General features: G+C 66.9%; 19 protein-coding genes. 12 read left to right on the forward strand and 7 right to left on the reverse strand.

The window, feature by feature from the left end; genetic code table 11:
• The first annotated feature begins 1 nt into the window (after nucleotide 1).
• From YWC_RS0123795 to YWC_RS0123805, 3 genes are read left to right on the forward strand one after another with little or no spacing between them, the layout of a single operon-like run.
• Nucleotides 2-2,719, forward strand: a complete 2,718-nt coding sequence (locus tag YWC_RS0123795) for an exo-rhamnogalacturonan lyase family protein (RefSeq protein ID WP_027867626.1) — start codon at nucleotides 2-4, stop codon at nucleotides 2,717-2,719.
• A 9-nt stretch (nucleotides 2,720-2,728) separates the two neighbouring features.
• The gene (locus YWC_RS30625; RefSeq protein ID WP_229413181.1) at nucleotides 2,729-4,039 is read left to right on the forward strand and encodes a rhamnogalacturonan acetylesterase; all 1,311 of its coding nucleotides are present in this window, start codon (nucleotides 2,729-2,731) and stop codon (nucleotides 4,037-4,039) included.
• Complete coding sequence (locus YWC_RS0123805) at nucleotides 4,036-5,007, forward strand: glycoside hydrolase family 43 protein (protein ID WP_027867627.1); 972 nt, start codon at nucleotides 4,036-4,038, stop codon at nucleotides 5,005-5,007. The genes YWC_RS30625 and YWC_RS0123805 overlap by 4 nt, the downstream gene beginning before the upstream one ends.
• Nucleotides 5,008-5,134: 127 nt before the next feature.
• Here the strand turns inward: YWC_RS0123805 and YWC_RS0123810 are convergent, their stop codons facing one another.
• Genes YWC_RS0123810 through YWC_RS30635 form a run of 3 tightly spaced genes read right to left on the reverse strand, consistent with a single transcriptional unit; the run spans nucleotide 5,135 to nucleotide 8,917 of the window.
• Nucleotides 5,135-6,556, reverse strand: a complete 1,422-nt coding sequence (locus YWC_RS0123810; RefSeq protein WP_027867628.1) for a glycoside hydrolase family 88/105 protein — start codon at nucleotides 6,554-6,556, stop codon at nucleotides 5,135-5,137.
• A gap of 16 nt (nucleotides 6,557-6,572) precedes the next feature.
• Nucleotides 6,573-7,253 carry a DUF6250 domain-containing protein gene (locus tag YWC_RS30630; protein WP_051306712.1) on the reverse strand — a complete coding sequence of 227 codons (681 nt, stop codon included), beginning with the start codon at nucleotides 7,251-7,253 and terminating at the stop codon, nucleotides 6,573-6,575.
• Nucleotides 7,253-8,917 (reverse strand): rhamnogalacturonan acetylesterase, encoded by a 1,665-nt coding sequence (locus tag YWC_RS30635; protein WP_036215760.1) that lies wholly within the window; start codon nucleotides 8,915-8,917, stop codon nucleotides 7,253-7,255. Before YWC_RS30635 ends, YWC_RS30630 begins: the two co-directional genes overlap by 1 nt.
• A gap of 153 nt (nucleotides 8,918-9,070) precedes the next feature.
• Between YWC_RS30635 and YWC_RS0123825 the strand changes: the two genes are divergently transcribed.
• Nucleotides 9,071-10,417, forward strand: coding sequence for a TolB-like translocation protein (locus tag YWC_RS0123825; protein WP_027867629.1), 1,347 nt, complete (start codon nucleotides 9,071-9,073; stop codon nucleotides 10,415-10,417).
• On the opposite strand, the gene YWC_RS30640 is transcribed toward YWC_RS0123825, so the two are convergent.
• On the reverse strand, nucleotides 10,418-11,056 hold the full coding sequence (locus YWC_RS30640; RefSeq protein ID WP_051306713.1) for a 3-keto-disaccharide hydrolase: 639 nt from the start codon (nucleotides 11,054-11,056) through the stop codon (nucleotides 10,418-10,420).
• A 37-nt stretch (nucleotides 11,057-11,093) separates the two neighbouring features.
• Here YWC_RS30640 and YWC_RS0123835 point away from each other — a divergent pair, with 37 nt between their 5' ends.
• Complete coding sequence (locus YWC_RS0123835) at nucleotides 11,094-12,011, forward strand: alpha/beta hydrolase (RefSeq protein WP_229413182.1); 918 nt, start codon at nucleotides 11,094-11,096, stop codon at nucleotides 12,009-12,011.
• Between the two features lie 173 nt (nucleotides 12,012-12,184).
• Here the strand turns inward: YWC_RS0123835 and YWC_RS0123840 are convergent, their stop codons facing one another.
• The 3 genes from YWC_RS0123840 to YWC_RS0123850 all read right to left on the reverse strand — a co-directional run bounded on the left by YWC_RS0123840 (nucleotide 12,185) and on the right by YWC_RS0123850 (nucleotide 16,023).
• Nucleotides 12,185-12,499 (reverse strand): L-rhamnose mutarotase, encoded by a 315-nt coding sequence (locus YWC_RS0123840; RefSeq protein WP_036215796.1) that lies wholly within the window; start codon nucleotides 12,497-12,499, stop codon nucleotides 12,185-12,187.
• Between the two features lie 62 nt (nucleotides 12,500-12,561).
• Complete coding sequence (rhaI, locus tag YWC_RS0123845) at nucleotides 12,562-13,857, reverse strand: L-rhamnose catabolism isomerase (protein ID WP_027867632.1); 1,296 nt, start codon at nucleotides 13,855-13,857, stop codon at nucleotides 12,562-12,564.
• Between the two features lie 57 nt (nucleotides 13,858-13,914).
• Nucleotides 13,915-16,023, reverse strand: coding sequence for a bifunctional rhamnulose-1-phosphate aldolase/short-chain dehydrogenase (locus YWC_RS0123850; RefSeq protein ID WP_156923863.1), 2,109 nt, complete (start codon nucleotides 16,021-16,023; stop codon nucleotides 13,915-13,917).
• Nucleotides 16,024-16,395: 372 nt separating this feature from the next.
• On the opposite strand from YWC_RS0123850, the gene YWC_RS30645 reads away from it, so the two are divergent.
• The 7 genes from YWC_RS30645 (at nucleotide 16,396) to YWC_RS0123885 (ending at nucleotide 24,041) form a co-directional block, all read left to right on the forward strand.
• Entirely contained in the window at nucleotides 16,396-17,256 is an 861-nt protein-coding gene (locus YWC_RS30645; RefSeq protein WP_036215764.1) for a DeoR/GlpR family DNA-binding transcription regulator, read from the forward strand.
• Complete coding sequence (gene rhaS / locus YWC_RS0123860; RefSeq protein WP_051306714.1) at nucleotides 17,253-18,284, forward strand: rhamnose ABC transporter substrate-binding protein; 1,032 nt, start codon at nucleotides 17,253-17,255, stop codon at nucleotides 18,282-18,284. Before YWC_RS30645 ends, rhaS begins: the two co-directional genes overlap by 4 nt.
• A 64-nt stretch (nucleotides 18,285-18,348) precedes the next feature.
• Nucleotides 18,349-19,914 carry a sugar ABC transporter ATP-binding protein gene (locus tag YWC_RS0123865; protein ID WP_051306715.1) on the forward strand — a complete coding sequence of 522 codons (1,566 nt, stop codon included), beginning with the start codon at nucleotides 18,349-18,351 and terminating at the stop codon, nucleotides 19,912-19,914.
• Nucleotides 19,915-19,919: 5 nt separating this feature from the next.
• The gene (locus tag YWC_RS30650) at nucleotides 19,920-20,918 is read left to right on the forward strand and encodes an ABC transporter permease (RefSeq protein ID WP_036215768.1); all 999 of its coding nucleotides are present in this window, start codon (nucleotides 19,920-19,922) and stop codon (nucleotides 20,916-20,918) included.
• Entirely contained in the window at nucleotides 20,915-21,952 is a 1,038-nt protein-coding gene (locus YWC_RS0123875) for an ABC transporter permease (protein ID WP_084416561.1), read from the forward strand. Before YWC_RS30650 ends, YWC_RS0123875 begins: the two co-directional genes overlap by 4 nt.
• Before the next feature lie 16 nt (nucleotides 21,953-21,968).
• A complete protein-coding gene (locus tag YWC_RS0123880) occupies nucleotides 21,969-23,363 on the forward strand; it encodes an FGGY-family carbohydrate kinase (protein WP_027867637.1) in 1,395 nt (464 codons plus the stop codon).
• Nucleotides 23,364-23,621: 258 nt separating this feature from the next.
• Nucleotides 23,622-24,041: a hypothetical protein gene (locus YWC_RS0123885; RefSeq protein ID WP_027867638.1), complete on the forward strand. Its 420-nt coding sequence runs from the start codon at nucleotides 23,622-23,624 to the stop codon at nucleotides 24,039-24,041.
• Nucleotides 24,042-24,044: the final 3 nt, after the last annotated feature.

A 24,044-nucleotide genomic window follows, 5' to 3' on the forward strand; every position in this document is an offset into this window, starting at 1 on the left:
CATGGCCCCGCTGTCCCGCCGGAGCTTCTTCAAGACCGGTGCGCTGGCCGCCGCGCTGCCCTTCGGCATGCGCGCCGCCGGCGCCGTCGCGGCGCCCGCCGCACCCGCTTCCCCGACCATCGCCGACCTGTCCTGGCTGGAGGGTGCGCCCTCGCTCATGACCGGCACCACCTTCGGCGTGCCCTGGCCGCGCGGCGCGCTGCGCAAGGACCAGGCCTTTGCCCTATCAAGCCCTGGCGGCGAACTGGCCTGCCAGAGCTGGCCGCTCGCCTACTGGCCGGATGGTTCGCTGAAGTGGACCGCCCACGCCCTGCCCGCACAGGGCGCCATGCCGGGACGACTGCAGCTCAAGCCCGGCAAGGCGCGCCTGCCGGCCCAGGCGCTGGCCATCAAGGAAAACCCGGACGCCATCGTGATCGACACCGGCGTCATCGAATGCGTCGTGCCGCGCCAGGGCGCCGACATCATTCGCAGCATCCGGCGTGGCAAGACCGACATTGCGCGCGCCGGCAAGCTGGTGGCGCTGAGCGACGACCAGCCCGATGGCACAGGTGGCAGCACGCGCCAGAGCGCCTACGAAAGCCGGCTCGCCAAGGTCACGCTCGAACAGCGCGGTCCGGTGCGCAGCGTGGTCAAACTCGAGGGCATGCACCGCGACGTCAAGGGCAGCCGCGCCTGGCTGCCCTTCACTGTGCGCCTGTACTTCTACGCCGGCGCCGAGTCGGTGCGCATCATGCACACCTTCGTCTTCGACGGCGACGAGCAGAAGGACTTCGTGCGCGGGATCGGCCTGCGCTTCGATGTGCCGATGACGGACGAAGAACACAACCGCCACGTGCGCTTCGGCGGCGAATTGCAGGATAACAGCGGCGGCCTGTGGGCCGAAGGCGTGCGCAACCTGACCGGCTTGCGCCGTGACCCGGGCGAGGCGGTGCGCAAGGCCCAGCTGGCGGGCCAGGGCGTGGCAGTCTCGGAGATCGCCGAGCGCGTGCGCAAGAACATGCAGTACGTGCCGGCCTGGGGTGACTACAGCCTGTCGCAACTCTCCGCCGACAGCTTCCGCATCCGCAAGCGCACCAAGGCCGGCCACGGCTGGATCGACGCGGCCTGGGGCCGGCGTGCGCCGGGCCTGGGCTACATCGGCGGCGCCTCCGGCGGCGTCGCCTTCGGCATGCGCGACTTCTGGCAACGCCACCCGACCCAGCTCGACATCCGCAACGCCCATACCGACGCGGCCCAGGTCACGCTCTGGATGTGGTCGCCCGACGCGCCGGCCATGGACCTGCGCTTCTACCACGACGGCATGGGCATGGACACCCACGCCGAAGAATTGCAGGCCCTCGACATCACCTACGAGGACTACGAGAAAGGCTTCGGCACCCCGGTCGGCGTCGCGCGCTCAAGCGAGCTGACCCTGTGGGCCCTTGACGCCACGCCGGCGCGCGAGCGCCTGGTGCAGATGGCTGCCCATGTCCAGACGCCGCCGCAGCTGGTGGCGGCGCCCGCCCACATCCTCGCCACCCGCGTGTTTGGCAACATGTGGTCCCTGCCCGACCGCTCCACGCCCGCAAAAGCGCATATCGAGGACCGGCTGGACGCCCACTTCGATTTCTACCGCAACGAAGTCGAGCAGCGCCGCTGGTACGGTTTCTGGGACCACGGCGACTTCCGCCACACCTACGACCTGGATCGCCACGAGTGGCGCTACGACGTCGGCGGCTATGCCTGGGCCAACTCGGAACTCTCGCCCGACCTGTGGCTGTGGTATTCCTTCCTGCGTACGGGCCGTGCCGACATCTTCCGCGTCGGCGAAGCCATGGTACGCCACACCAGCGACGTCGACACCTACCACCTGGGCCGCTTCGCCGGGCTCGGCACGCGCCACAACGTCCAGCACTGGGGCTGCAGCGCCAAGCAGGTACGCATCAGCACCGCCGTCTACCGCCGCATGTACTACTTCCTGACCGCCGACGAACGCATCGGCGACGTCATGCGCGAAACCCTGGATGCCGACCAGCGCCTGGAAGCGGTCGACCCGGTGCGCAAGCTCCCCAACCAGCCGCCCAAGGGACAGTTCCCGGTGCGGGCGAGCTTCGGCACCGACTGGGCCTCGCTGGTGGCCAACTGGCTCACCGAATGGGAACGCAGCGGCAGCACGAAGTACCGCGACCGCATCCTGACCGGCATGCGCGACATCGCCGCCATGCCGCACGGCTTCTTCAACGCCGAGCGCATGGGCTACGAGCTGGAGACCGGGCGCCTGCACAACATGATCGGCACCGACGTCAAGGCCTCGCACCTGAACGCGGTGTTCGGCGCCATCGAGATTTTTGATGAGCTGATCAACCTGACCGGCGACAAGGCTTTTGAAAAGGCCTGGATCGAGTACTGCGAACTGTACAACGCGCCCGCCGAGGAACAGCGCCGCAGGCTGGGCAAGACCCACGGCGGCACCGATGCCATCTACCAGGGCAACTCGCGCATGACGGCCTACGCGGCCTGGAAGCGCAAGGATCCCGAGCTGGCGCGGCGCGCCTGGAAGGAATTCGCCGCCGCCAACCGGCCGTATCCGCCCTTCACGCCGCGGCGCGTGGCCGGTCCGGCCGTGCTCAATCCGGTGAACGAAGTGCCATGGGTGACCACCAACGAAACGGCCCAATGGGGCCTGGCCGCGATCCAGAACCTGGCCCTGGTCGGCGACGCCCTGCCGGCGTCTTGAAAGGACAACATGCGATTGACCATGCTTGGCGCCGCCATCGGCGCCCTCCTGCTGGCGGGCTGCGCTTCCCAGCCCCAGGCGGACCAGGCGAAGCGCTTCGCCTTCGGCAGCGCGGCCCCTGCCGGCTACACGCCGGTTGCCGCCACCACCACCTACGACGCCGGCCGCGGCTACGGTTTCGAGCCGGGCGCGGCCCAGGGCAGCTATTTTTCGGTCGACCTCCCGGAAGGGAACTACCGCGTGACGGTCACCCTGGGCGATGACACCCAGCCGTCTACCACCACCATCAAGTCCGAACTGCGCCGCCTGGCGCTCGAGAACGTGCACACCGCGCCCGGCCAGAAGCTCGAGCGCAGCTTCATCGTCAACGTGCGCACCCCGCAGATCCCGGCGGCGAACGGCGTCGCTCCGGGCGAAGTCAAGCTCAACGTCCCGCGCGAAACCGTGAGCGAAGCCTGGGCCTGGGATAAGCGCCTGACCCTGGAATTCAACGGCGCCCGCCCGGCGGTGCGGACCGTGGAGATCACGCCGGTACAGGTGCCGACCCTGTTCCTGCTCGGCGACTCCACCGTCAGCGACCAGCCGGGCGAACCCTACAACAGCTGGGGCCAGATGCTGCCGCGCTTCCTGAAGCCCTCGGTGGCGGTGGCCAACTATGCGCAGTCGGGCGAGACCTACCGCGATTCGCTCTCCAAGCGCCGCATCGACAAGATCCTGAGCCAGATGAAGCCGGGCGACACGCTCCTGATGCAGTACGGGCACAACGACCAGAAGCAGATCGCTTCCGGCAAGGGCGGCCCCTTCACCACCTACAAGGCCGAGATCAAGACCCACGTCGAGATGGTGCGCGCGCGGGGCGGCTTGCCGGTCATCGTCTCGTCGATGGAACGGCGCCGCTTCGACCCGGCGGGTAGAATCCAGCTCACCCTGACCGACTACGCCGAAGCGGCGCGCCAGTCGGCCCGGGAGCTGAACGTGCCCTTCATCGACCTGCATGCGATGAGCCAGACCATGTATGCGGCGCTCGGCGTCGAGGGTTCGAAGGCCGCTTTCGCCCTGCCCGCGCCGGACCGCCTCGACAATACCCACCACAACAACTACGGCAGCTACGTGCTGGCCAAGGCCATCGTGCTCGGCATGCGCCAGGCGAAACTGCCGGTGGCAAGCCACGTGGTCGACGATTTTGCCTTCGACCCGGCCCGTCCCGACCCGGTCACCACCTTCGCCGTGCCGCCCAGCCCGGGCCGCAAGGCCGAGCGCCCGGCCGGCGACGAGAGCAACCGCGAGGTGCGCGTCTCCAGCACCGGGAGCGCCCAATGAAGCGCCGCGCCGCCCTCGGCGCGATCGCAGGCGCCGCCCTGCTGGCCGGCTGCGCGCCGCTGGTGCGCAGCGGGGAAAAGCAGGCCTACGTGTTCGCCTACTTCATCGGCAACGGCGCCGACGGCCTGCACCTGGCCGCCAGCACCGATGGTTACGAGTGGGAAGCGCTCGCAGGCGGCGCCAGCTTCCTCACGCCCACCGTGGGCGGCGCCAAACTGATGCGCGACCCGAGCCTGGTGCGCGGACCCGACGGCCTGTACCACATGGTCTGGACCAGCGGCTGGAACGACCGCGGCATCGGCTACGCCTCCTCGCCCGACCTGCTGAACTGGTCACCCCAGCGCGAGATCCCGGTAATGGGCCACGAGCCGACCGCGCTGAACGCCTGGGCGCCCGAGCTCTTCTACGACGCGAAACAGGGCCACTACCTGATCCTGTGGTCGTCCACGGTCCCGGGGCGCTTCCCGGAAACCGAGGGCAAGAGCGAGGAAAAGTACAACCACCGCATCTACGCCACCACGACGAAGGACTTCGTCAGCTTCACGCCGACCCGTCTGTATTACGACCCGGGCTTCTCGGTGATCGACGCCACCCTGGCGCACGCCTTCGGCAAGGATTGGCTGCTGGTGAAGGACGAGACCCGTTATCCGCCGATGAAGCACCTGCGGGTGGCGCAGGCATCCAGCTTCGAGGGACCGTTCGGGGCGCTGGGTGCGCCGATCACGCCGTCCGGCCTGTGGAGCGAGGGGCCGAGCGTGCTGCAGGTGGGCGACGAGGTGATCGTGTACTACGACGCCTATACGGCAGGGCACTACGGCGCGCTGCGCACGCGCGACATGGTGAACTGGGAAGATGTGACCGCGAAGCTGCGCTTCCCGGGCGCCGGCACCAAGCAGCGGGTGCGGCATGGGACGGCTTTTGCCGTGCCGATGACGTTGGTAGAAAAGATCAGGCTGGCAAAGCCTTGAATCGTAGGGTGGGCAGGTCTCCTGCCCACGCGGTGATAGTTAGCAGCAAGATTATCCGGCGCGATAACGGAGCCGTTAGTAATCACCGCGTGGGCGGCAGAGCCGCCCACCCTACAAAGGCCCCGGTTTATTGACGCGCGCCTTGGAACATCAGCCCGCTGTCATTCAAGCCGAACTTGTACTTCTTGTTCATCTCGATGATCTCGGCGCCGGCCAGCAGCGTCGGGCCGTAGCCGTGCGCCGCCTTCACGCTGGTCGGACGATAGGCGTAGAAGGCCGGGTCGAAGGCCATGCCGGTACCCACGCAGATGCCCTCGATCTGGCCAGCGGACGTCACCTTGCTGGCCACCGCATTCCAGGCCAGGTTCGCCATCGGGCCGTACATCTGGGCGTCGACGTAGCCGCGGTTGACCGCGCGTGCGATCGCATAGGTGTAGATCGCGGTCGCCGAGGTCTCCTGGTAGGTGTCGTTGCGGTCGATCAGCTGGTGCCAGAAGCCTTCCTTGGTCTGGTAGCCGGCCAGGCCCTTGATGTGGGCGCGCAGCTGCGCGAGCACCTGGTTGTAGCCCTTGTGGTCCTTCGGCAGCACTTCCAGCACCTCGACCATGGCCATCACCGCCCAGCCGTTGGCGCGCGCCCAGCGCAGCTCCGGATGGTCACGCATGCCTTCGACGTAGCCGTGCATGTAGATGCCCAGCTTCGGGTTGAACATGCGCTTCGAGAACTGCAGCACCTGGTTGACGGCGTCGTCGTAGTGCTTGCGGTTGCCCGTCACCTTGCCCAGGTAGGCCATGGTCGGCACGCCCATGAACATGTCGTCCAGCCAGATGGTGTCCGGCAGCGGACGCATCTTGCGACCGCCCTTGCCGTCCGGTCCGCCGCGCGCCAGGATGCCGTCCTTCAGGCGGTATTCGTGCTTGGTGACGAAGTCGCCGCAGATGCCGACCATCTGGCTGTAGTCGACTTTCGAGCCGCCCACCTGGGCCTTCAGGAAGCTGTGGCACAGGGCGCCGGCATCGTCCAGCGCGTGCGGATTCAGGAAGCTTTTGATCGGCGCGTGCGAGTTGGCGCGGTCCGCCTGCACCACCGGCAGGTAGGTCCTGGTCAGCTGCGACAGCAGCGCGTGGCGCTTCTGGGTGTAGTCGGTGTAGCGCTGGTCGCCGGTGGCCTGGCCGGCCGCCAGCATGCCCAGGTAGGTGACGCCCCATTCGTAGCTGGTCAGGCGGAAGTCGCCGGGTTTCAAGACCGCGTCCGGCTCGGCCTTGCTCAGGTCGGTGATCGGCGAATTGTCGCCCTTGTGGATCAGCTCAGCCGGCGTAGTGCGGTCCAGGTAGGCGAACACGCGGTCGAGCACGGCCTTGACCTCGTTTCCTTCCATCGGCTGGTAGCGGGTCGGGTACTTGACGTCCAGGGCGTGCAGCATTGCATCGGCCGCGGCCGGGCCTTTTTCCTGGGCCGCAGGCGCGTCCTGCGCGATCGCGCTCATGGCCGGGAACAGGCTCGCAACGAGCAGGCCGATCAGTGCACGGCGCGGCATGGGGGTGGTCATCTTGGGTGTCTCCTTTTTATTTCAGCTGGTGAATCGTCAGGTTATCGATGGTATGGCGCGACCAGGTGGTGCGAAATCCCATGTAGCCCTGGGTGAACGGGTGAGGGTCGCGATAGGAAAATACTTCGCGGCCGTCGAGCAGCATGCGGGTGCAGCCGCGGTAGACCGCGATCTCCACGCGATAGTCGCGGTTGGGCTGGAGCATCCAGTCTGCGCCGAGGCGCTCCGCGACCATCACGCGCTGGCCGCCGGCGTAGCGGCGCAGGCGGGTGGTCTCGTTGTGGTTGCCGCCGACGCCGGCATAATACATGTCGACGTCGTCGTAGTCCTCGAACTTGCCCGAGCGGGTGAACAGGTTCCTGTTGGCCGGATCGCGCGCCATCCAGAAGTGGTTCAGGTCGGACAGGCGGTCGTTCGGGCCGCCCGCCATCACCACGCGGCGGGTGTAGGCGATCAGGATGTCGCCGGATAGCGGCTTGTCGAGCCAGACGGTGGCGCCGGAGTCGACATCGATCACCAGGCGGCCGTCGCGGTTGCCGATGAAGTTGACCGGCTTGCGCGCATATTCGCTGACGTAGCCCTCCATCGAACCGTCAAAATTGTCCTGATGGAGCAAAGCGCCCTTCTCGCCCCAGCTCTCACAGGCCGCCTGCGCGCTGCCCGCGGCGAGCAGCAAGGTAGCGAACAATGCCTTCATCACTGGATACCCGTTGCCTTGTCGGAGAAATACGGACGCAGCGGATTGCCCGGCAGCGCCTTCAGGCCGGCGACGACGCGCTGGGCATTGAATTCGGCGCCGGCGGCATTGGTGTGGGTGCGCGCGTCCGAAAAGAAGGTGTCGACGCGCTCGGCGCCGATCTTGTGGTAGCCGTCGGTGACCAGCATGGTCAGGTCCATGAAGTGCGCGCCGCCCGCCTGGGCGACCTGGCGGCCCCAGTCGGCAAAGTTGGCGAAGTCGCGCTCCTGCTGCCACTTGTCGCGGTGCGGGATCGGCGAGGCGATCACCACCGTCACGCCCTTGGCCCTGGCGTCGGCAATGTAGCGGGCGGTGTACCAGCCGAAGCTGTGCACCTGCTCCTTGCTGCCGTCGGGACGGGTGTCCTCGACCGTCTCGGGGCCGATGCCGGGCGCCGAGGCGCGGTTCTTGTTGGCCGGGTCGCCGATGCGGCCGCCGTCGTTGTGGCCGAACTGGATCACCACCATATCGCCCTGCTTCATCTGGCCGAGCACGCGCTCCCAGCGCCCTTCGGTGAAGAAGGTGCGGCTGCTGCGCCCGCCGATGGCGGCGTTGACCACATTGATACGACGGGTGTCGAAGTATTGGGCGATGCGCTCGCCCCAGCCGATGGCGCCGTTCTGGCCGCCGCTCTTCACGGTCGAATCGCCCACCAGGAACAGGGTCGGCAGCCTGGCGTCCAGCGGCGCTTCCTCACGCACGGTACGCGCGTCGACCACCGGGCGCACGTCCTCGACCGGCTTGAGGAAGCTCGTCATGCGCGGATCGCCCAGGGCCTTCAGGCCGCCGACGACCAGCTGCGCATTGAGCGCCGCGCCGGCCCAGTTGGTGTGGATGCGCTCGTCCGGCACGGTGACCGGGAACATCTTCATCACGCCCTCGCGGCCCATCTCGTCGTAGCGGCGCGCCGCCAGCTCGTTCAGGTCGATGAAGCCCACCTTTTCCATGCGCGCGACCTGCTCGGCCCAGCCGGCATAGTCGCCCTTGTTGCGACGGACCTTCCCGGCATCCGGCCCTTCTTCAACCCAGGCCTTGCGCGGGATGAGCGACACCACCACCGGCGTCGCGCCCCTGGCGCGGATCTCGGCGATGTACTTGCGCAGGTAGCCGCCGTAGCTGTACACGGTTTCGCGCTTGCCCGTCAGGATGTTGTCGATCTCCTGGGACTCGCTGCCGATGCCGCGGATGCTGCCGCGGGCGCGCTTGTCGTCGTTGATCGCCGAGGCGTCGTTGTGACCGAACTGCATGAGGACGATGTCGCCCGGCTTCACGAAGGCCAGCGTGCGCTCCCAGTGGCCGGAGGTGACGTAGGTGCGGCTGGACAGGCCGCCGACCGCGCGGTTCACCACATTGACTTTGCCCGGATCGAACCAGGCGGCGAGCGGATTGCCCCATCCCCACTGCCCCTCCGCGCCCTTGCCCTGGCCGTCGTCATGGCCGTTGCGCACGGTGGAGTCGCCGATCAGGATGATCGAAGGCAGCGCAGGGTTGGCCGGCTCGGGCAGCTTGACCTGGGCGCGCGCCGGATCGGTATTGACGGCCGGCGCCGGGGCTTGCGCCTGCGCCACGCCGCAGGCCAGCAATAGGATCGCGCCGGCGCGGATCAAGGCGTCTAGGTATGACATCGCGGGGTCTCCATGTGTTATAGCTTTCCCTTGATTCTATGCGCCACCGCTCAACCCGGCAGTAAAGACGCAGAAAGAATCACCAGAATGATTAGATCTGAGCAACTCCTGCTGGGAGAATGAGCGGACAACATCACAATATGGAGACGCCCCATGCAAGTCCGCTTTGCCCCCGTCCTCTGCCTTGCCGCCGCGCTCACGCTGAGCCTCGATGCGTCCGCCCAGATCGGCAAGCGCTTCCCGTCCGAACGCAAGCTCGTCAAGGATCCGGTGACCGGCACCATGCTCACTTTCCTGACCAGCAAGCCACACGGCGACTCGAAGATCTACCCGACTCACCCGCAATGGACCTCGGACGGCAAGTGGCTGGTGTTCCGCTCGCGCCTGGCCGGCAGCGAAGCGGTGGCCGTAAACGAAGCAACCGGCGACCTGGTGCAGGTGACCGAGGGCGGCTACACCGGCATGCTGAATCTCGCGCAGAAGTCCATGAAGCTGTATTACATGCGCAAGGCGCCGGACAACGACAAGATCCTGCAGATCGTCGAGACCGACCTGGCGCGCGTCTTTGCCGACAGCGCCGCGGGCCGCATGCAGCCGGCCGCCAGCTACCAGCGCGTGACCGCCAACCTGCCTCCGGAACTGGAAGCCGGCGGCGACCTGGCCCTGGACGCGGACGAGGAATGGGTCTACTTCAAGGTCGGCCCGGGCCAGGCGGCCAAGCACCTGGCGCCCGGCACCAAGATCGAGCCTGCCTTCGGCCCGCGCAAGATGGGCGCCGGCCCGCAGGGCATCGCGCGCCTGAACGTCAAGACCGGCGAAGTCAAGCACGTGGTCTCGGTGCCCTTCCAGGTCGGCCACATCCAGGCCAACCTGTACAACCCGGGCGAGATCGTGTTCTGCTGGGAGACCGGCGGCAAGTCGCCGCAGCGCACCTGGACCGTGATGGCGGACGGCAGCGGCCTGCGCCCGCTGTACCCGGAAGCGCCCTACGAATGGGTGACGCACGAGGCGGTGATCTCGAAGGATGAAGTGGCAATGGCGATCATGGGCCACCGTCCGATCCCGGGCGCGGCCAAGGCAGTGGAAGGCCCCGCCACCGACGTCGGCGGCGCCAACCCGGGCCAGGACGACGGCTGGGGCCAGACCGGCACCCGCGAAAAGCCGACCGGCCTGGCGATCGTCAACCTGCGCACCCGGCAGATGCAAATCGTTGGACAGACCCCGTCCGGCAGCGGCCTGTGGCACGTGCATGGTTCCAGCGACGGCCGCTTCGCCGCCGGCGACGACTTCAGCCGCAGCGTCTACCTGATCGACCGCAAGACCCGCGAGATGATGATGCTCACCACCGGCCACAAGACCACCGCCGCCGACCACCCGCACCCGACCTTCAGCGCGGACGGCAGCAAGATCCAGATCCAGTCTGCCATGCTGTCGGAAGACGGCCGCTCGATGAACATCGTCGTGGTGCCGGTTCCCGACGCCTGGCTGAAGCGAAAGTGATCAGTCGATCGGCGTGATCGTGATGTTGCGCAGCTCGTAGGGCACGCCCTCGAGCTGGAAGCCGATCCGGCCGGCCGCCGGCTTCACCGCGCTGACGCGGTTCTGCGGCACGCCGTTGACGCTCACCTCGATCACGCCGTCGCGCGCCAGGATGTCGGCGCTGTTCCATTCGCCTGCCGGGCGCTCGCTGTCCTGTCCCGTATGGCCTTTGATGGCTGGGTAGGCGCCCGGCGCCGTCGTGAGCGGCTCGGCGAAGCCCGCCCCTGCCATCGGCAGGATGTCGCCGGCGAATCCGTGCTTGGTCTGCACCTGCAGGCTGAGCGGCCAGGCGCCATCCTTCGGACCGGACGCTACGTGCAGCAGCACGCCCGCGTTGCCGGGTTTACCCGGCCAGCGCCATTCGACGTGCATGCGATAGTTGACATAGCTGGCGCGGGTGGCGATGTAGCCGGCCGGCTTGCCGCTCACCTGGACGACGCCGTCGGCGCCGCGTGACCAGACGGTCGACGGGTCGACGCCCGGGGCGCTCACCAGTTCAAGTTCACCGGCGCCGTCGAACGGACGCACGCCCTGGGTGGCGCAGCCGGCCAGCAGGGCGAGGGATGCGAAAATACTGCAAAGTTCAGTTAGCTTTACCATAAGAGGATATTCCATGAATGAAAACAGGAGACGCACGATGACGCAGCTGGCTGCCGGCCTCGCGCTCACGACGTTTGGATCCTTGCCCGCCATCGCTGCAGGACCGCTGGTGCTGCCCCTGTGGCCGGAAGGCGTGCCCGACGCCAAACCCGGACTCGGGCCCAACAAGGTGGACGAGGATGGCCGCACTACCAACATCACCGAGCCGAGCTTGACCGTCTACCCGGCGGCGGTGGACCGGCCGAACGGCACCGCGGTCATCATCTGCCCGGGCGGCGGCTACGTTCGCCAGTCGACCCGGCGCGAGGGCGAGCAGTACGCGCATTGGCTCAGCACCCTGGGTATCACCAGCTTTGTCCTGACCTACCGCCAGCAGGAATTCGGCCACCCCGCGCCGCTGCGCGACGTGCTGCGCGCGGTGCGCCTGGTGCGCTCGCAGGCGGCGCGCTTCAAGGTCCAGCCGGACCGCATCGGCGTGATGGGCAGCTCGGCCGGCGGGCACCTGGCCGCCACGGCGGGCACCCTGTACGAGCATCCGCTCGGACGCACCGGCGCGGAACTGGACAAGCTGAGCGCGCGACCGGACTTCCTGATGCTGATGTACCCGGTGATCGCGATGGAGGGACCGGCGGTGCATGCGGGTTCGCGCAAGGCGCTGCTGGGGGCCTCGCCGTCCGCCGCAGACCTGGCATTGATGTCGCCTGAGCGCCAGGTGACGGCGCAAACGCCGCCCACGCTGCTGATCCACACCCAGGCCGACCAGGCGGTGCCGGTCGAGAACAGCATCCTGTTCTACCAGGCGCTCACCCGCCACAAGGTGCCGGCGGAGATGTATTTGTTCGAACAGGGGTCGCACGGGATGGGGATGCGGGATGGGCTGGGGACGGCATCCGGCTGGCCGCGGCGCGCGGAGGAGTGGTTGAAGATGCGTGGGTTGCTTGATCGCGCGAAGTGAGGCTACGCGAGTTAGGGTAGCGCTTGAACGTGGCCGCGCCCTCAGCACGTCATCCCCGCGCAGGCGGGGATCCAGGTTCTCTCTGCGCAGTCGAAACGCACGCAAACTTGGATTCCCGCCTTCGCGGGAATGACGGTCTTTAAGCTGACTCAAATAATCGAATTGGTGGCGGATCAAGCCAGGTGGAACACCTGCTTCAGCGGCCACTCCTTCGGCCGGTTCCCCGGCTCGACCTCCATCAAGTCCGCCATGTAGTCCCACCAGCGCTTCATCACCGGATGCTCCGGCAGCGGCCCGAGCTCGTGCCCCGGACGCAGCTTCATGACCGCGAACAGGTCCAGCGTCTCTTCGTCCAGGAAGATCGAATAATCGTGGATCCCTGCCCCCTGCAACAGCGCGGCCAGGTCCGGCCAGATCTCGTCGTGGCGGCGGCGGTATTCTTCCTCGTTGCCCGGCTTGAGTTTCATCCGGAATGCGCGAGTCGTGATGCTCATCTCTTCTCCTGCTTCTCTAAAAAAATGGCGTCCCCGAAGGGACGCCACAACCAGGATCAGACGATGCCGCTGCTGCTTGCGCCGGCCTTGGCCGGACGGGCGCTGGCGACGCGGTCGCGGTAGCCGCTGGCGCGGTAGGCGGCCACCGGATCGGCAGCGCCACCCGCGCGTACGCGGGCCATGGCCAGGATCGGGCCGACGTCGGTGCGGAAGGCGCGCTTCAGGCACTGGGCCGCCTGCAGCACGTCGTTCTGCTCCTGCAGCGAGGCCAGCTCGCTGCGGTCGACCAGGGCCGACTGCACGAACGAGCGCTGCACTTCCACCGCGCTGCTCATCAGGCTTTCGATCGGATCGGTCACGTTGTGCGACTGGTCCAGCATGTAGGCCGGCTTGAAGCCCGGGCCTTCGCGCAGGGCCGCATCGGCCAGCTCGTTAAAGACCAGGAACAGCTGGAACGGGTTGATCGAGCCCGAATCCAGGTCGTCGTCGCCGTACTTGCTGTCGTTGAAGTGGAAGCCGCCGAGCTTGCCGAACTGCGCCAGGCGCGCCACGATCATCTCGATGTTGGTATTCGGTGCATGGTGACCCAGGTCGACCAGGCACTTGGCCTTCGGGCCGAGGGTGGTGGCGCAGGCGAAGCTCGTGCCCCAGTCGGCGATGGTGGTGGCGTAAAACGCGGGCTCGAACAGCTTGTGCTCGATGAAGATGTTCCAGTCGTCCGGCAGCGCGGCGTAGATCTGGCGCATGCTTTCCAGGTAGCGTTCCAGCGCACCGCGCAGGTTGCTCTGTCCCGGGAAGTTGGCGCCGTCGCCGACCCAGACGGTCAGTGCCTTGGAACCGAGCGCCTGGCCCAGTTCGATGCATTCGATATTGTGGGCCACTGCCTGGGCGCGTGCCTGGGCGTTGTTGGCGGTCAGGCTGCCGTATTTATACGTGTGTTCCTGGCCGACCTGGTCCTGGAAGGTGTTCGAGTTGACGGCGTCGAAACCCAGGCCCAGTTCTTCCGCGACGCCGCGCAGTTCGGACGTGTCGCTCGGTTTGTCCCACGGGAAGTGCAGCGACACGGCCGGGGTGGCGCGGGTCAGCTGGTTGATCACGCCGCAGTCTTCCAGCTTCTCGACCACGTTGCGCGGCTCGCCGCGGCCCGGGAAGCGCGCGAAGCGCGTGCCGCCGGTGCCGGCGCCCCAGCTCGGGACCGCCACTTCGAAGGTCTGCGCCAGTGCGGTCAGTTTGTCGATGTCCAGGCCGCGGCGCGACAGCACGCCGCCCAGGGCGTCGTAGTCAGCCTGCAGATTGGCTTCCAGTTTGGCGTTCTGGTCTTGCACCAGGCCGGCGTCGATCAGGTGTTTCATGCGTGTCTCCTTCATGCTGCGCTAGTGGACGATATGCCCGCTGCGCAGCCTTCTATTTTAGCGGGTGAATGCCCCGGCGTTGCCGGCATCGACGTTCAGGATGTTGCCGGTGCTCTTGCCCGACTTGTCGCTGGCGAAGAAGTAGACGGCTTCGGCGATGTCTTCCGGCAGAACGCTCAGTTTCAGCATCGAGCGCTTGCGGTAGAACTCTTCGATGTCGTCGGTGCCGATCTTGTTCGATGCGGCGCGCTCTTCCTTCCACTTGCCGTCCCAGATGCGCGAACCCTTGATGACCGCGTCCGGGTTGACGACGTTGACGCGGATGCCGTGCTCGGCGCCTTCCAGCGCGATGCAGCGTGCCAGGTGCAGTTCGGCCGCCTTGGCGGTGCAGTAGGCCGATGCGCCGGCCGATGCGACCAGGCCGTTCTTGCTGCCCACGAAGACCATGCTGCCGCCCAGCTTCTGCTGCTTCATGATCTGGAAGGCGCTGCGGCTGACCAGGAAGTAGCCGGTGACCAGGATGTCCTGGTTGCGCTTCCAGATGTCGAGCGTGGTTTCGTCCAGCGGCGCGGCCGAGGCAATGCCGGCGTTCGACACCAGGAGGTCGACGCCACCGAAACGCAGGGCGGTATCGGCCAGCACCTGGGCGACGTCTTCCTCGCTGGTGATGTTGCCGCGCACGACAGCGACGTTGTCCTTGCCCGCCACCTTGCTCAGGTCCTGCTGGGCAGCGGCCAGGGCTTCGCTGTCGATGTCGGTCACCATCACGCAGGCGCCTTCCTGCAGCAGCTGGCGGGCGACCGCCTGGCCGATGCCGCCGGCGCCGCCGGTCACCAGGGCGATGCGGCCGGCCAGGCTCTTCGGCTTGGGCATGCGCTGCAGCTTGGCTTCCTCGAGCAGCCAGTATTCGATGTCGAAGGCTTCCTGCTCCGGCAGGCCGACGTAGCTGTCGACGCCGTTCGCGCCGCGCATCACGTTGATCGCGTTGACGTAGAACTCGCCGGCGATGCGGGCGGTTGCCTTGTCCTTGGCGAAGGACAGCATGCCGACGCCCGGGATCAGGTAGATGATCGGGTTGGCGTCGCGGATCTTCGGGCTGTTGGAACGCTTGCAGCGCTCGTAGTAGGCGGTGTAGTCGGCGCGGTAGTCGCTCAGTGCCTGGTCCAGGCCGGCGACTAGACGCTCGAAGTCCGGCGCTGCCGGATCGAAGTCCAGCACCATCGGGCGGATCTTGGTGCGCAGGAAGTGGTCAGGGCAGGAGGTGCCGAGGGCCGCCAGCGGCGCCAGGTCCTGCGAGTTGACGAATTCCAGCACGGCGTCGCTGTCGTCGAAGTGGCCCAGCTTGTACTCGTCCTGGCTGATCTTGCCGCGCAGGAGGGGCATCAGGCGGGCTGCCAGGGCGGCGCGCTCGGCCGAGGGTAGTGCCTGCTTGGCCTGGCCGCCGAACACCGGCTGCTGGATGTTCGCAGCCAGCCAATCCTCGGCGCGCTTGATGATCGCCAGCGTGGTTTCGTAGCACGACTTCGAGGTGTCGCCCCAGGTGAACAGGCCGTGGCCTTCCAGGATGATGCCCTTCAGTTCCGGGTTCTCTTGCGACACCTGTTCCAGCTTCAGGCCCAGGTCGTAGCCCGGACGCTGCCACGGCAGCCAGCCCAGTTCACCTTCGAAGATCTTGGCGGTCAGTTCGCGGCTGTTCTTGCAGGCGGCGATCGCGATGCACGAATCCGGGTGCATGTGGTCGACGTGCTTGTGGGCGATGTAGGCGTGCAGCGGGGTGTCGATGCTGGCCGCGCGCGGATTCAGGTTGAAGGTGCAGTGCGGCAGGTAGCCGACCATCTCGTCTTCGTGCTCCAGGCCGCGGTAGCGCCCTTTCAGGGCCTGCAGCTTGTCCATGTACAGGGTCGAGAAACCGTCCATCTTGATCGAACCCAGGTCGCCGCCCGAGCCCTTCACCCACAGCACCTCGACCTGCTGGCCCGAGAGCGGGTCGGTCATCGTGACCTTGGCCGAGGTATTACCGCCGCCGAAATTGGTAATGCGCAGGTCCGAACCCAGCAGGTTTGAACGGTACAGCAACAGTTCCGGCTCGCTCATGTTCGCGGCCACACCGTCGTCCCAGCGCGAAGTGATTGCTTCGCGTTGTTTCGTTTCGCTCATTGCGCCCATCAAGATATTCTCCAAGTTGATTGTTTTGTCATCGTCCGAGCGGACGATGCGTCTCTCTTCCAATGTCCTGCAACCGCCACGTTCTGCGGCATCGACAGACAGTAGAAAGCAGCCGGGCAAGGGGTGTCAACGCAGAAATAATCAACTTGCTGACCAAGTCCCAATCAATCATCGACTTGAGCGAATTGCGCGTTTGTGCGTTGCAGCGAAGGCAAATAATCAGGCCGTTGATCATTTGGTGATTGACGTTACGCCAGTGCTTGATTAATACTTTTGATACACACCGCGATTCCAGCAGGAACGACGGCCGGGCGCCGCAGGCACCCGACATATATGCCGCATTAAAAACAGACGGCTTTCGGAGGAGACAACATGGTGAATCACAAACGCCGCAAGCGTTTGCTGAAGCTGCTTGCCGAGCATCAGACGGCAACGGTCCAGCAGCTTGTCGAATGGCTCAACGCATCCCCCGCGACGGTTCGTCGCGACATCAGCTGGCTGGCTGGCCGCAACCTGCTCACCCGCACCCGCGGCGGCGCCGAGAACCTGCTGCCGAAGACGCGCCAGTTCTCGCTGACCAGCGAGACCTTCCAGAACAACATCCAATGCTTCGCTGCGCGCAAGCGTGCCATTGCCCGCCATGCGGCCGGCATGTGCACCGACGGCGAAACGATCATCATCAACGGTGGCACCACCACCTTCATGATGGCCGAGTTCCTGACCGACAAGCACCTGAAGATCCTCACGAATTCCTTCCTGATGGCCGAACGCCTGCTGGTCTCGAGCGAGAACGAGATCATCGTGCCGGGCGGCCGCGTGTACCGCGAGCAGAACGTCATCCTCTCGCCTTTCGATAACGACATCACCCAGCACCACTACGCCACCAAGATGTTCATGAGCGTGTACGGCCTGTCGCTGCTGGGCCTGATGGAAGCCGATCCGCTGCTGATCCAGGCCGAGAAGCGCCTGATCAGCCAGGCCGAGGAACTGGTCGTGCTGGCCGACAGCTCGAAGTTCGCACGCAAGGCCGGCCTGATCCTGTGCGGCCTGGACCGCGTGTCCACCGTCATCACCGATACCAATGCCTCCGACAAGGCCGTGCAGCTGCTCGAGCAGTACGGCGTGAAGGTGGTCACCGTCGAACCAGACGGCGATCCAATCGCCCAAAACGCCCCGCGCTACAGCGCGCCCTATGACTTGCAGTCCGCTGCCCTGATGGAGCTTTCCCATTGAAGATCAAGCCGTTCAAACACTTCCTGCTCGCGGCCGCCGCCGTCGGCATCCTCGCCGGCCTGGCCGGCTGCGGTGAAAAGAAGGCCGATCCGGCAGCGCCGCAACAGACCAGGATCGCGATGGTCGTGAAAAGCCTGGGCAACGGCTTCTTCGACGCCGCCCACACCGGCGCCAAGGAAGCCGCCAGCCAGATCGGCGGCGTCGAGGTGATCTACACCGGCCCGACCACGCCCAGCGCCGAAGGCCAGATCGAGATCATCAATTCCCTGATCAGCCAGAAGGTCGACGCCATCGTGGTCTCGGCCAACGATCCGAACGCCCTGGTGCCGATCACCAAGAAGGCGATGCAGCGCGGGATCAAGGTGATCTCCTTCGACAGCGGCCTGGCCCCCGGCGGGCGCCAGATGCAGCTGAACCCGTCGAACCCGGAAATGATCGGCGAGAAGCAGATCCAGATGGCCGCCAAGGAGATGAACGGCAAGGGCGAGCTGGCGATCCTGTCGGCCTCGGCCCAGGCGACCAACCAGAACCTCTGGATCGGCGTCATGAAGAAGACGCTGGAAAAGCCCGAATACAAGGACCTCAAGCTGGTGGCCACCGTCTACGGCGACGACCAGTCCGACAAGAGCTATCGCGAAGCCATCGGCCTGCTGCGCAGCCATCCGAACCTGAAGGCGATCATCGCCCCGACCACGGTCGGCATCGTCGCCGCCAGCAAGGCGGTCGCCGACGAAGGCCTGGTGGGCAAGGTGTTCGTCACCGGCCTGGGCCTGCCGTCCGAGATGGCCGGCCACGTCAAGAGCGGTGCGGTGCGCGAATTCGCGATCTGGAACCCGATCGACCTCGGCTACGCCGCCACCTATGCCGCCCACCAGTTCGTGACCGGCAAGGCCAAAGCGGAAGACGGCGCCAGCGTCTCGGTCGGCCGCCTCGGCAACGTGACCCTGGACGCCAACGGCGAAGCGGCCCTCGGCCCGCCGTTCACCTACAACGCCGAGAACGTCGAGCAGTTCGCCAAGCTGTTCTGACCGGCTTCGCCGCCGCGCGCGATGTGTTTTCCGCGCGGCGCCTTTTACCTTTAGCGACACCCGTATGCCAGTGACCCAACTTGCAAGCCCTCCCCTACCCGACGCAAATGCAGCATCCGACGCGCCGGTCCTGCAGCTGAGCGGCATCACCAAGCGCTTCAACGGCGTCCATGCGCTCAATGGCGTGCGCCTCTCGATCCGTCCGGGCGAAGTCATGGCCCTGATCGGCGAGAACGGCGCCGGCAAGTCGACCCTGGTCAAGACCCTGACCGGCATCCACCGCCCCGACGCCGGCAGCATCCTGCTCGACGGGAAGGAAGTCGCCTTCGGCAGCCCGCAGGAGGCCATGGCGGCCGGGATCACCGCGGTGCACCAGGAGACGGTCATGTTCGACGACCTGACCGTTGCCGAGAACATCTACGTGGGCCGCCACCCGACCCGCGGCCTTGCAAGGCGCATCGACTGGAAGAACATCGAAGACGCGGCCGAGCGCCTGTTCGCGCGCCTCGAAGTGGCCCTGCCGGTGCGTGCGCGCGTGCGCGACCTGTCGGTGGCCCAGCGCCACTTCGTCGAGATCGCGCGCGCCCTGTCGCAGGATGCGCGCGTGGTGATCATGGACGAGCCGACCGCCGCCCTGTCGCAGCGCGAGATCCGCGAGTTGTACCGCATCATCGACCAGCTGAAGGCCGCCGGAACCGCCGTCATCTTCATCTCGCACAAGTTCGACGAGATCTTCGAAGTCGCCGACTGCTACACGGTGCTGCGCGACGGCCAGTTCGTGGCCGAAGGGCGCCTGGCCGACATCAGCGAGCCGGAACTGGTGGCCCTGATGGTGGGCCGCGCCGTGCACCAGGCCTACCCGAAAGCCCAGGTCGAGATCGGCACGCCGCTGCTGGAAGTACGCGACCTGTGCCACCCGACCGAATTCCAGAACGTCAGCTTCACGCTGCGCAAAGGTGAAATCCTCGGCTTCTATGGCCTGGTGGGCGCCGGCCGCTCGGAAGTGATGCAGGCCCTGTTCGGCCTCACCGGCAATGTGCGCGGCAGCGTGCGCCTGGAAGGCAAGGACGCCGTGTTCGGCGCCCCGCGCGACGCCATCGCCGCCGGCCTGGCCTACGTGCCGGAAGACCGCCAGCACCACGGCGCGCACCTGAGCCAGCCGATCGCCCACAACATCACCCTGCCGATCCTGTCGCGCTTCGGCTTCTTCACCCGGGCCAAGCTTGAAACCCAAGTGGCGCGCCGCTTCGCCGAACAGCTCGAACTGAAGGCCCACCACCTGCAGCAGAACGTCGCCGAACTCTCGGGCGGCAACCAGCAGAAGGTGGTGTTGGGCAAGTGGCTGGCCACCGATCCGAAAGTCATCATCCTGGATGAGCCGACCAAGGGCATCGACATCGGCTCCAAGGCTGCGGTGCACCGCTTCATCAGCGAACTGGTGGAGCGCGGCCTGTCCGTGATCCTGGTGTCCTCAGAACTGCCCGAAGTGCTGGGCCTGGCCGATCGCGTGGTCGTGATGCGCCAGGGCCGCGTGGTGCGCGAGTTCGCGCGCCAGGACGCCACGCCCGAAACCGTGGTCGCGGCCGCATCCGGCGTCGAGCTCAACGCCGCAAACGAGGTGGCAGCATGAATAGCATGAGTAAAAACCCTTTTAAACACCGCGAGCCCCTGCTCGCCCTGATGGTGGTCGCGCTGGTGCTGCTGGTCGGCTTGCGCGCGCCGGTCTTCGTGAGCGCAGGCTCGCTCGCCAACCTGCTCACCGACAGCACCTTGCTGGTGATGCTGGCGCTGACCCAGATGCTGGTGATCGTCACGCGCGGCATCGACCTGTCGGTCGCGTCGACCCTGGCCCTGGCGGGCATGGTCGCGGCCATGCTGGCCAGCGCCAACCCCGGCCTGCCGCTGGTGGTCGTGATGCTGGCCGCCACCGCCACCGGCCTGGTGGCCGGCCTGCTGAACGGCTGGCTGATCGGCTACCTGCAGCTGCCGCCGATCGTCGTCACGCTGGGCAGCATGAGCGTGTACCGCGGCCTGGTGTTCGTGATCTCGGGCGGGACCTGGGTCTCGGCCCACCAGATGCCGGCCGGCTTCGTCGCCTTCCCGCTGCAGCGCCTGCTCGGCCTGCCGCATCTGGTGTGGATTGCCCTGGCCACCGTCCTGCTGATGGTCTTCGTCGCCCGCTACACGCGCTTCGGACGCGACCTGTACGCCATCGGCAATGCGCCGCACTGCGCCGCCTATATCGGCATTCCGACTGCGAAACGGCTGTTCTGGACCTATGGCCTGTCGGGCATGGTCGCCGGCCTGTGCGGCTACCTGTGGGTGGCGCGCTACGCGGTCGCCTATACCGAGATCGCCTACGGCTTCGAACTCACCGTGATCGCCGCCTGCGTGATCGGGGGCGTGAGCATCGCCGGCGGCGTCGGCTCGGTGCTGGGCGCCATGCTGGGCGCGCTGTTCCTGTCGGTGATCGGCAATGCGCTGCCGGTGCTGCAGGTCTCGCCCTTCTGGCAAAGCGCCCTGACCGGCGCCGTGATCCTGGTCGCCGTCCTGATGAATGCCCGCGGCAACCGCAACCGCAGCCGCCAGATCCTGCCGCTGCACAAGCTTGACAACCTGAGGAGCGCCGCGTGAACGCGACCACCATTGCACAAACCGAGGCGGCCAGCGAAGCCGCCGCCAGCACCTCGCGCTACACCATCCTGGACCGCGAAAAGCCGGCGCTGCGCCACCTGCTCGCACGTTGGGAAACCCTGCTGGCCGTGCTGCTGCTGGCGGTGTTCGTGACGGGCGGCGTGACCCTGCCGCACTTCCTCGATCCCTACAACCTGCTGGACGGCACTGCCAACTTCAGCGAGAAGGCCCTGATCGCACTGCCGATGGCCCTCCTGATCATCTGCCGCGAGATCGACATCTCGGTGGCCGGCACGCTGGCGCTGTCCTCGGTGGCGATGGGCCTGGCCCACCAGGCCGGCGCCCCGGCGGGCAGCCTGCTGTTCGTGGCGCTGGGCACCGGCCTGGTGTGCGGCTGGCTGAACGGCTTCCTGGTAACGAAATTCATGCTGCCCTCGATCGTCGTCACCATCGGCACCTTCTCGCTGTACCGCGGCCTGGGCAGCGTGGTGCTGGGCGACAAGGCCTTCACCAGCTACCCGGAAGCGATGACCAGCTGGGGCCAGGGCGTGTTCTTCGGCATGGTGCCGCGCTCCTTCGTGATCCTGCTCGCCTTCGCCCTGCTGTTCGCGCTGGTGCTGCACTGGACCTCGACCGGCCGTCGCATCTATGCCATCGGCAACAACCCGGACGCCGCGCGTTTCTCCGGCATCGCCGTCGACCGCTACCGCCTCGGCCTGTTCATGCTCACCGGCGCCATGGCGGGCCTGGCAGCCTTCCTGCTCACCGGCCGCATCGACAGCACCCGCCCGAACATCGCCACCGGCTGGGAACTGGAAATCATCACCATGGTGATCCTGGGCGGCGTCAGCATCGCCGGCGGCGCCGGCACCATCGGCGGCGTGATGCTGGCCGTGCTGACCATGGGCGCCGTGACCTACGGCCTGGCCCTGGCCAACGTCCCCGGCATCTACATGACCATCGTGGTGGGCGTGCTGCTGCTGGCCACCATCGCCGTGTCGCGCCTGGTGCGCGGCAAGCCGACCCGTCACTGACCTAGGGAAGCACGCAATGCAAGCAAGGACGGGCGACGCCCTCATCGTTCTCGACATCGGCAAGACCAACGTCAAGCTGGCCCTGGTCGACGCCGCCGGCCGCCCCATCGCGGAAGCGCGCCGCCCGAACGCCATCCTGAACGATGGACCCTACCCGCACCACGACGTCGAGGGCATCTGGCAGTGGATGCTGGCGACTTGCCGCGGCTTCGCGAAACAGGCGCAGGTGTCCGCGATCGTCCCGGTGACCCACGGCGCCACCGCCGCCCTGGTCGACGATGCCGGCCTGGTGCTGCCGGTGCTCGACTACGAGACCGCCCTGCCCGGCCTGGACTACGCGTCGCTGCGCCCGGCCTACGCCGAGACCTATTCGCCCCTGCTGCCGGCCGGCCTGAACCTGGGCCGCCAGCTGGCCTGGCTCCAGCAGCGCCATCCCGAGCAGTTCGCACGCAGCCGCCACATCCTGATGTACCCGCAATACTGGGCCTGGCGCCTGTGCGGCGTCGCCGCGGGCGAGGCCACCTCGCTCGGCTGCCATACGGACCTGTGGGATCCGGTGCGCCAGGTGTATTCGTCGCTGCCCGCGCGCATGGGCTGGCTGGACAAGCTGCCGCCGATCGCCGCCCCGTCGGCCTCGCTCGGCACCCTGCTGCCGGAAGTCGCGCAAGCGACCGGCCTGGCGCCGGAATGCGAAGTCCTGTGCGGCATCCACGACAGCAATGCCTCGCTGGTGCGCTACCTCGGCATCGATGCAGCTACTGCGCCGCGTACGGTGCTCTCGACCGGCACCTGGGTGATCGCGGCCGCCTTCGGCACCAGCCTGGACGGCCTGCGCGAAGACGCCGACATGCTGGCCAATACCAATGCGCTGGGCCAGCCGGTGGCCTGCATGCGCTTCATGGGCGGGCGCGAATTCGGCGCCTTGGCGGGCGACCAGCCGGCCACCTGTTCCTATCTGCAGCTCGAGCAGATGGTGGCGCGCGGCAGCATGGCGATTCCCTGCTTTGCCGAGAGCGGCGGCCCGTTCGCCGGACGTGCCGGGCGCATCGAGGGCCTGGCGCCACGCGATGCGGGCGAGCGCTTTGCCCTGGCCACGCTGTACTGCGTGCTGATGACGGATTACTGCCTCGACGCGCTGGGCGCCCGCGGTCCGATCACGGTCGAAGGCAGCTTCACCGCAAATCCCTGGTTCGGCCCCCTCTTGGCAGGCCTGCGGCCGCAGCAGGCGCTGAGCTATTCGGACGACGCCAGCGGCACCACCTGCGGCGGCTGGCTGCTGCGCTACCGCGATGCGACGCCACCGGGCCTGAGCGTGCCGAAGCCGCCGCGTGCGCTGGCCGGGCTGGAAGCTTATCGCGCCAAGTGGCGTTCAGCACTGCAACAGGCCGAGGCGCCGCTCGCAGCCGGTTGAGCCATACCGCGGCTCATCACGATTCAAAAATGGCTGCCTGCCGCCATTTTTGAATCATGTCTCGCCGGTCTCGCTTGGCGGCGATACAGATTGTTTCGTGATGTGCTCGTCTTCTTCCTTGCAGGCCGCCGCAGGCGCCCTAGACTGAATCATCCCGGATGCGCATGGACGCATCCCGGCGTCCCAACGGCCCCACCACCGCGCCTGCAGGCGCGGCGCGCGTTCCGAAGGCCCAGCCCGCTTCGTGAAGGAATCATCATGCGCTCCCCCATCCTCATTGCCGCATCCCTGCTGCTGTTGGCCACCGGCGCGGATGCCCAAACCATGCCCTACCCGCCTGCGGACACGGCGCCGATCGCCTCGGTCCAGGTGAGTGCTCCCAGCAAGGCGGCACGGATCCGCGCCGCGGAGGCGGAAAAGATATCCGGCGCCTACGAGATGTCGAATGGCTGGTATCTGCGCGTGCTGACGTCTGCGCATTACATTGATGCCATCATCGACGATAACAAGCCGATCCGCCTGGCCGCGATCGCGCCTTACCGCTTCGCCTCGGGAGACGGCAACATCACCATGGACTTCAACCGTGGTTCCGATGGCGCGGACATGCGGATGAGCTATGTGCCCGACCTGCGCCTTGGGCTGCGTGTGGTACTCGAGTCGCGGCTCGCGCAGCGCTGAGCG

Source organism: Massilia alkalitolerans DSM 17462 (genome assembly GCF_000427785.1).
GTDB lineage: Bacteria > Pseudomonadota > Gammaproteobacteria > Burkholderiales > Burkholderiaceae_D > Telluria > Telluria alkalitolerans.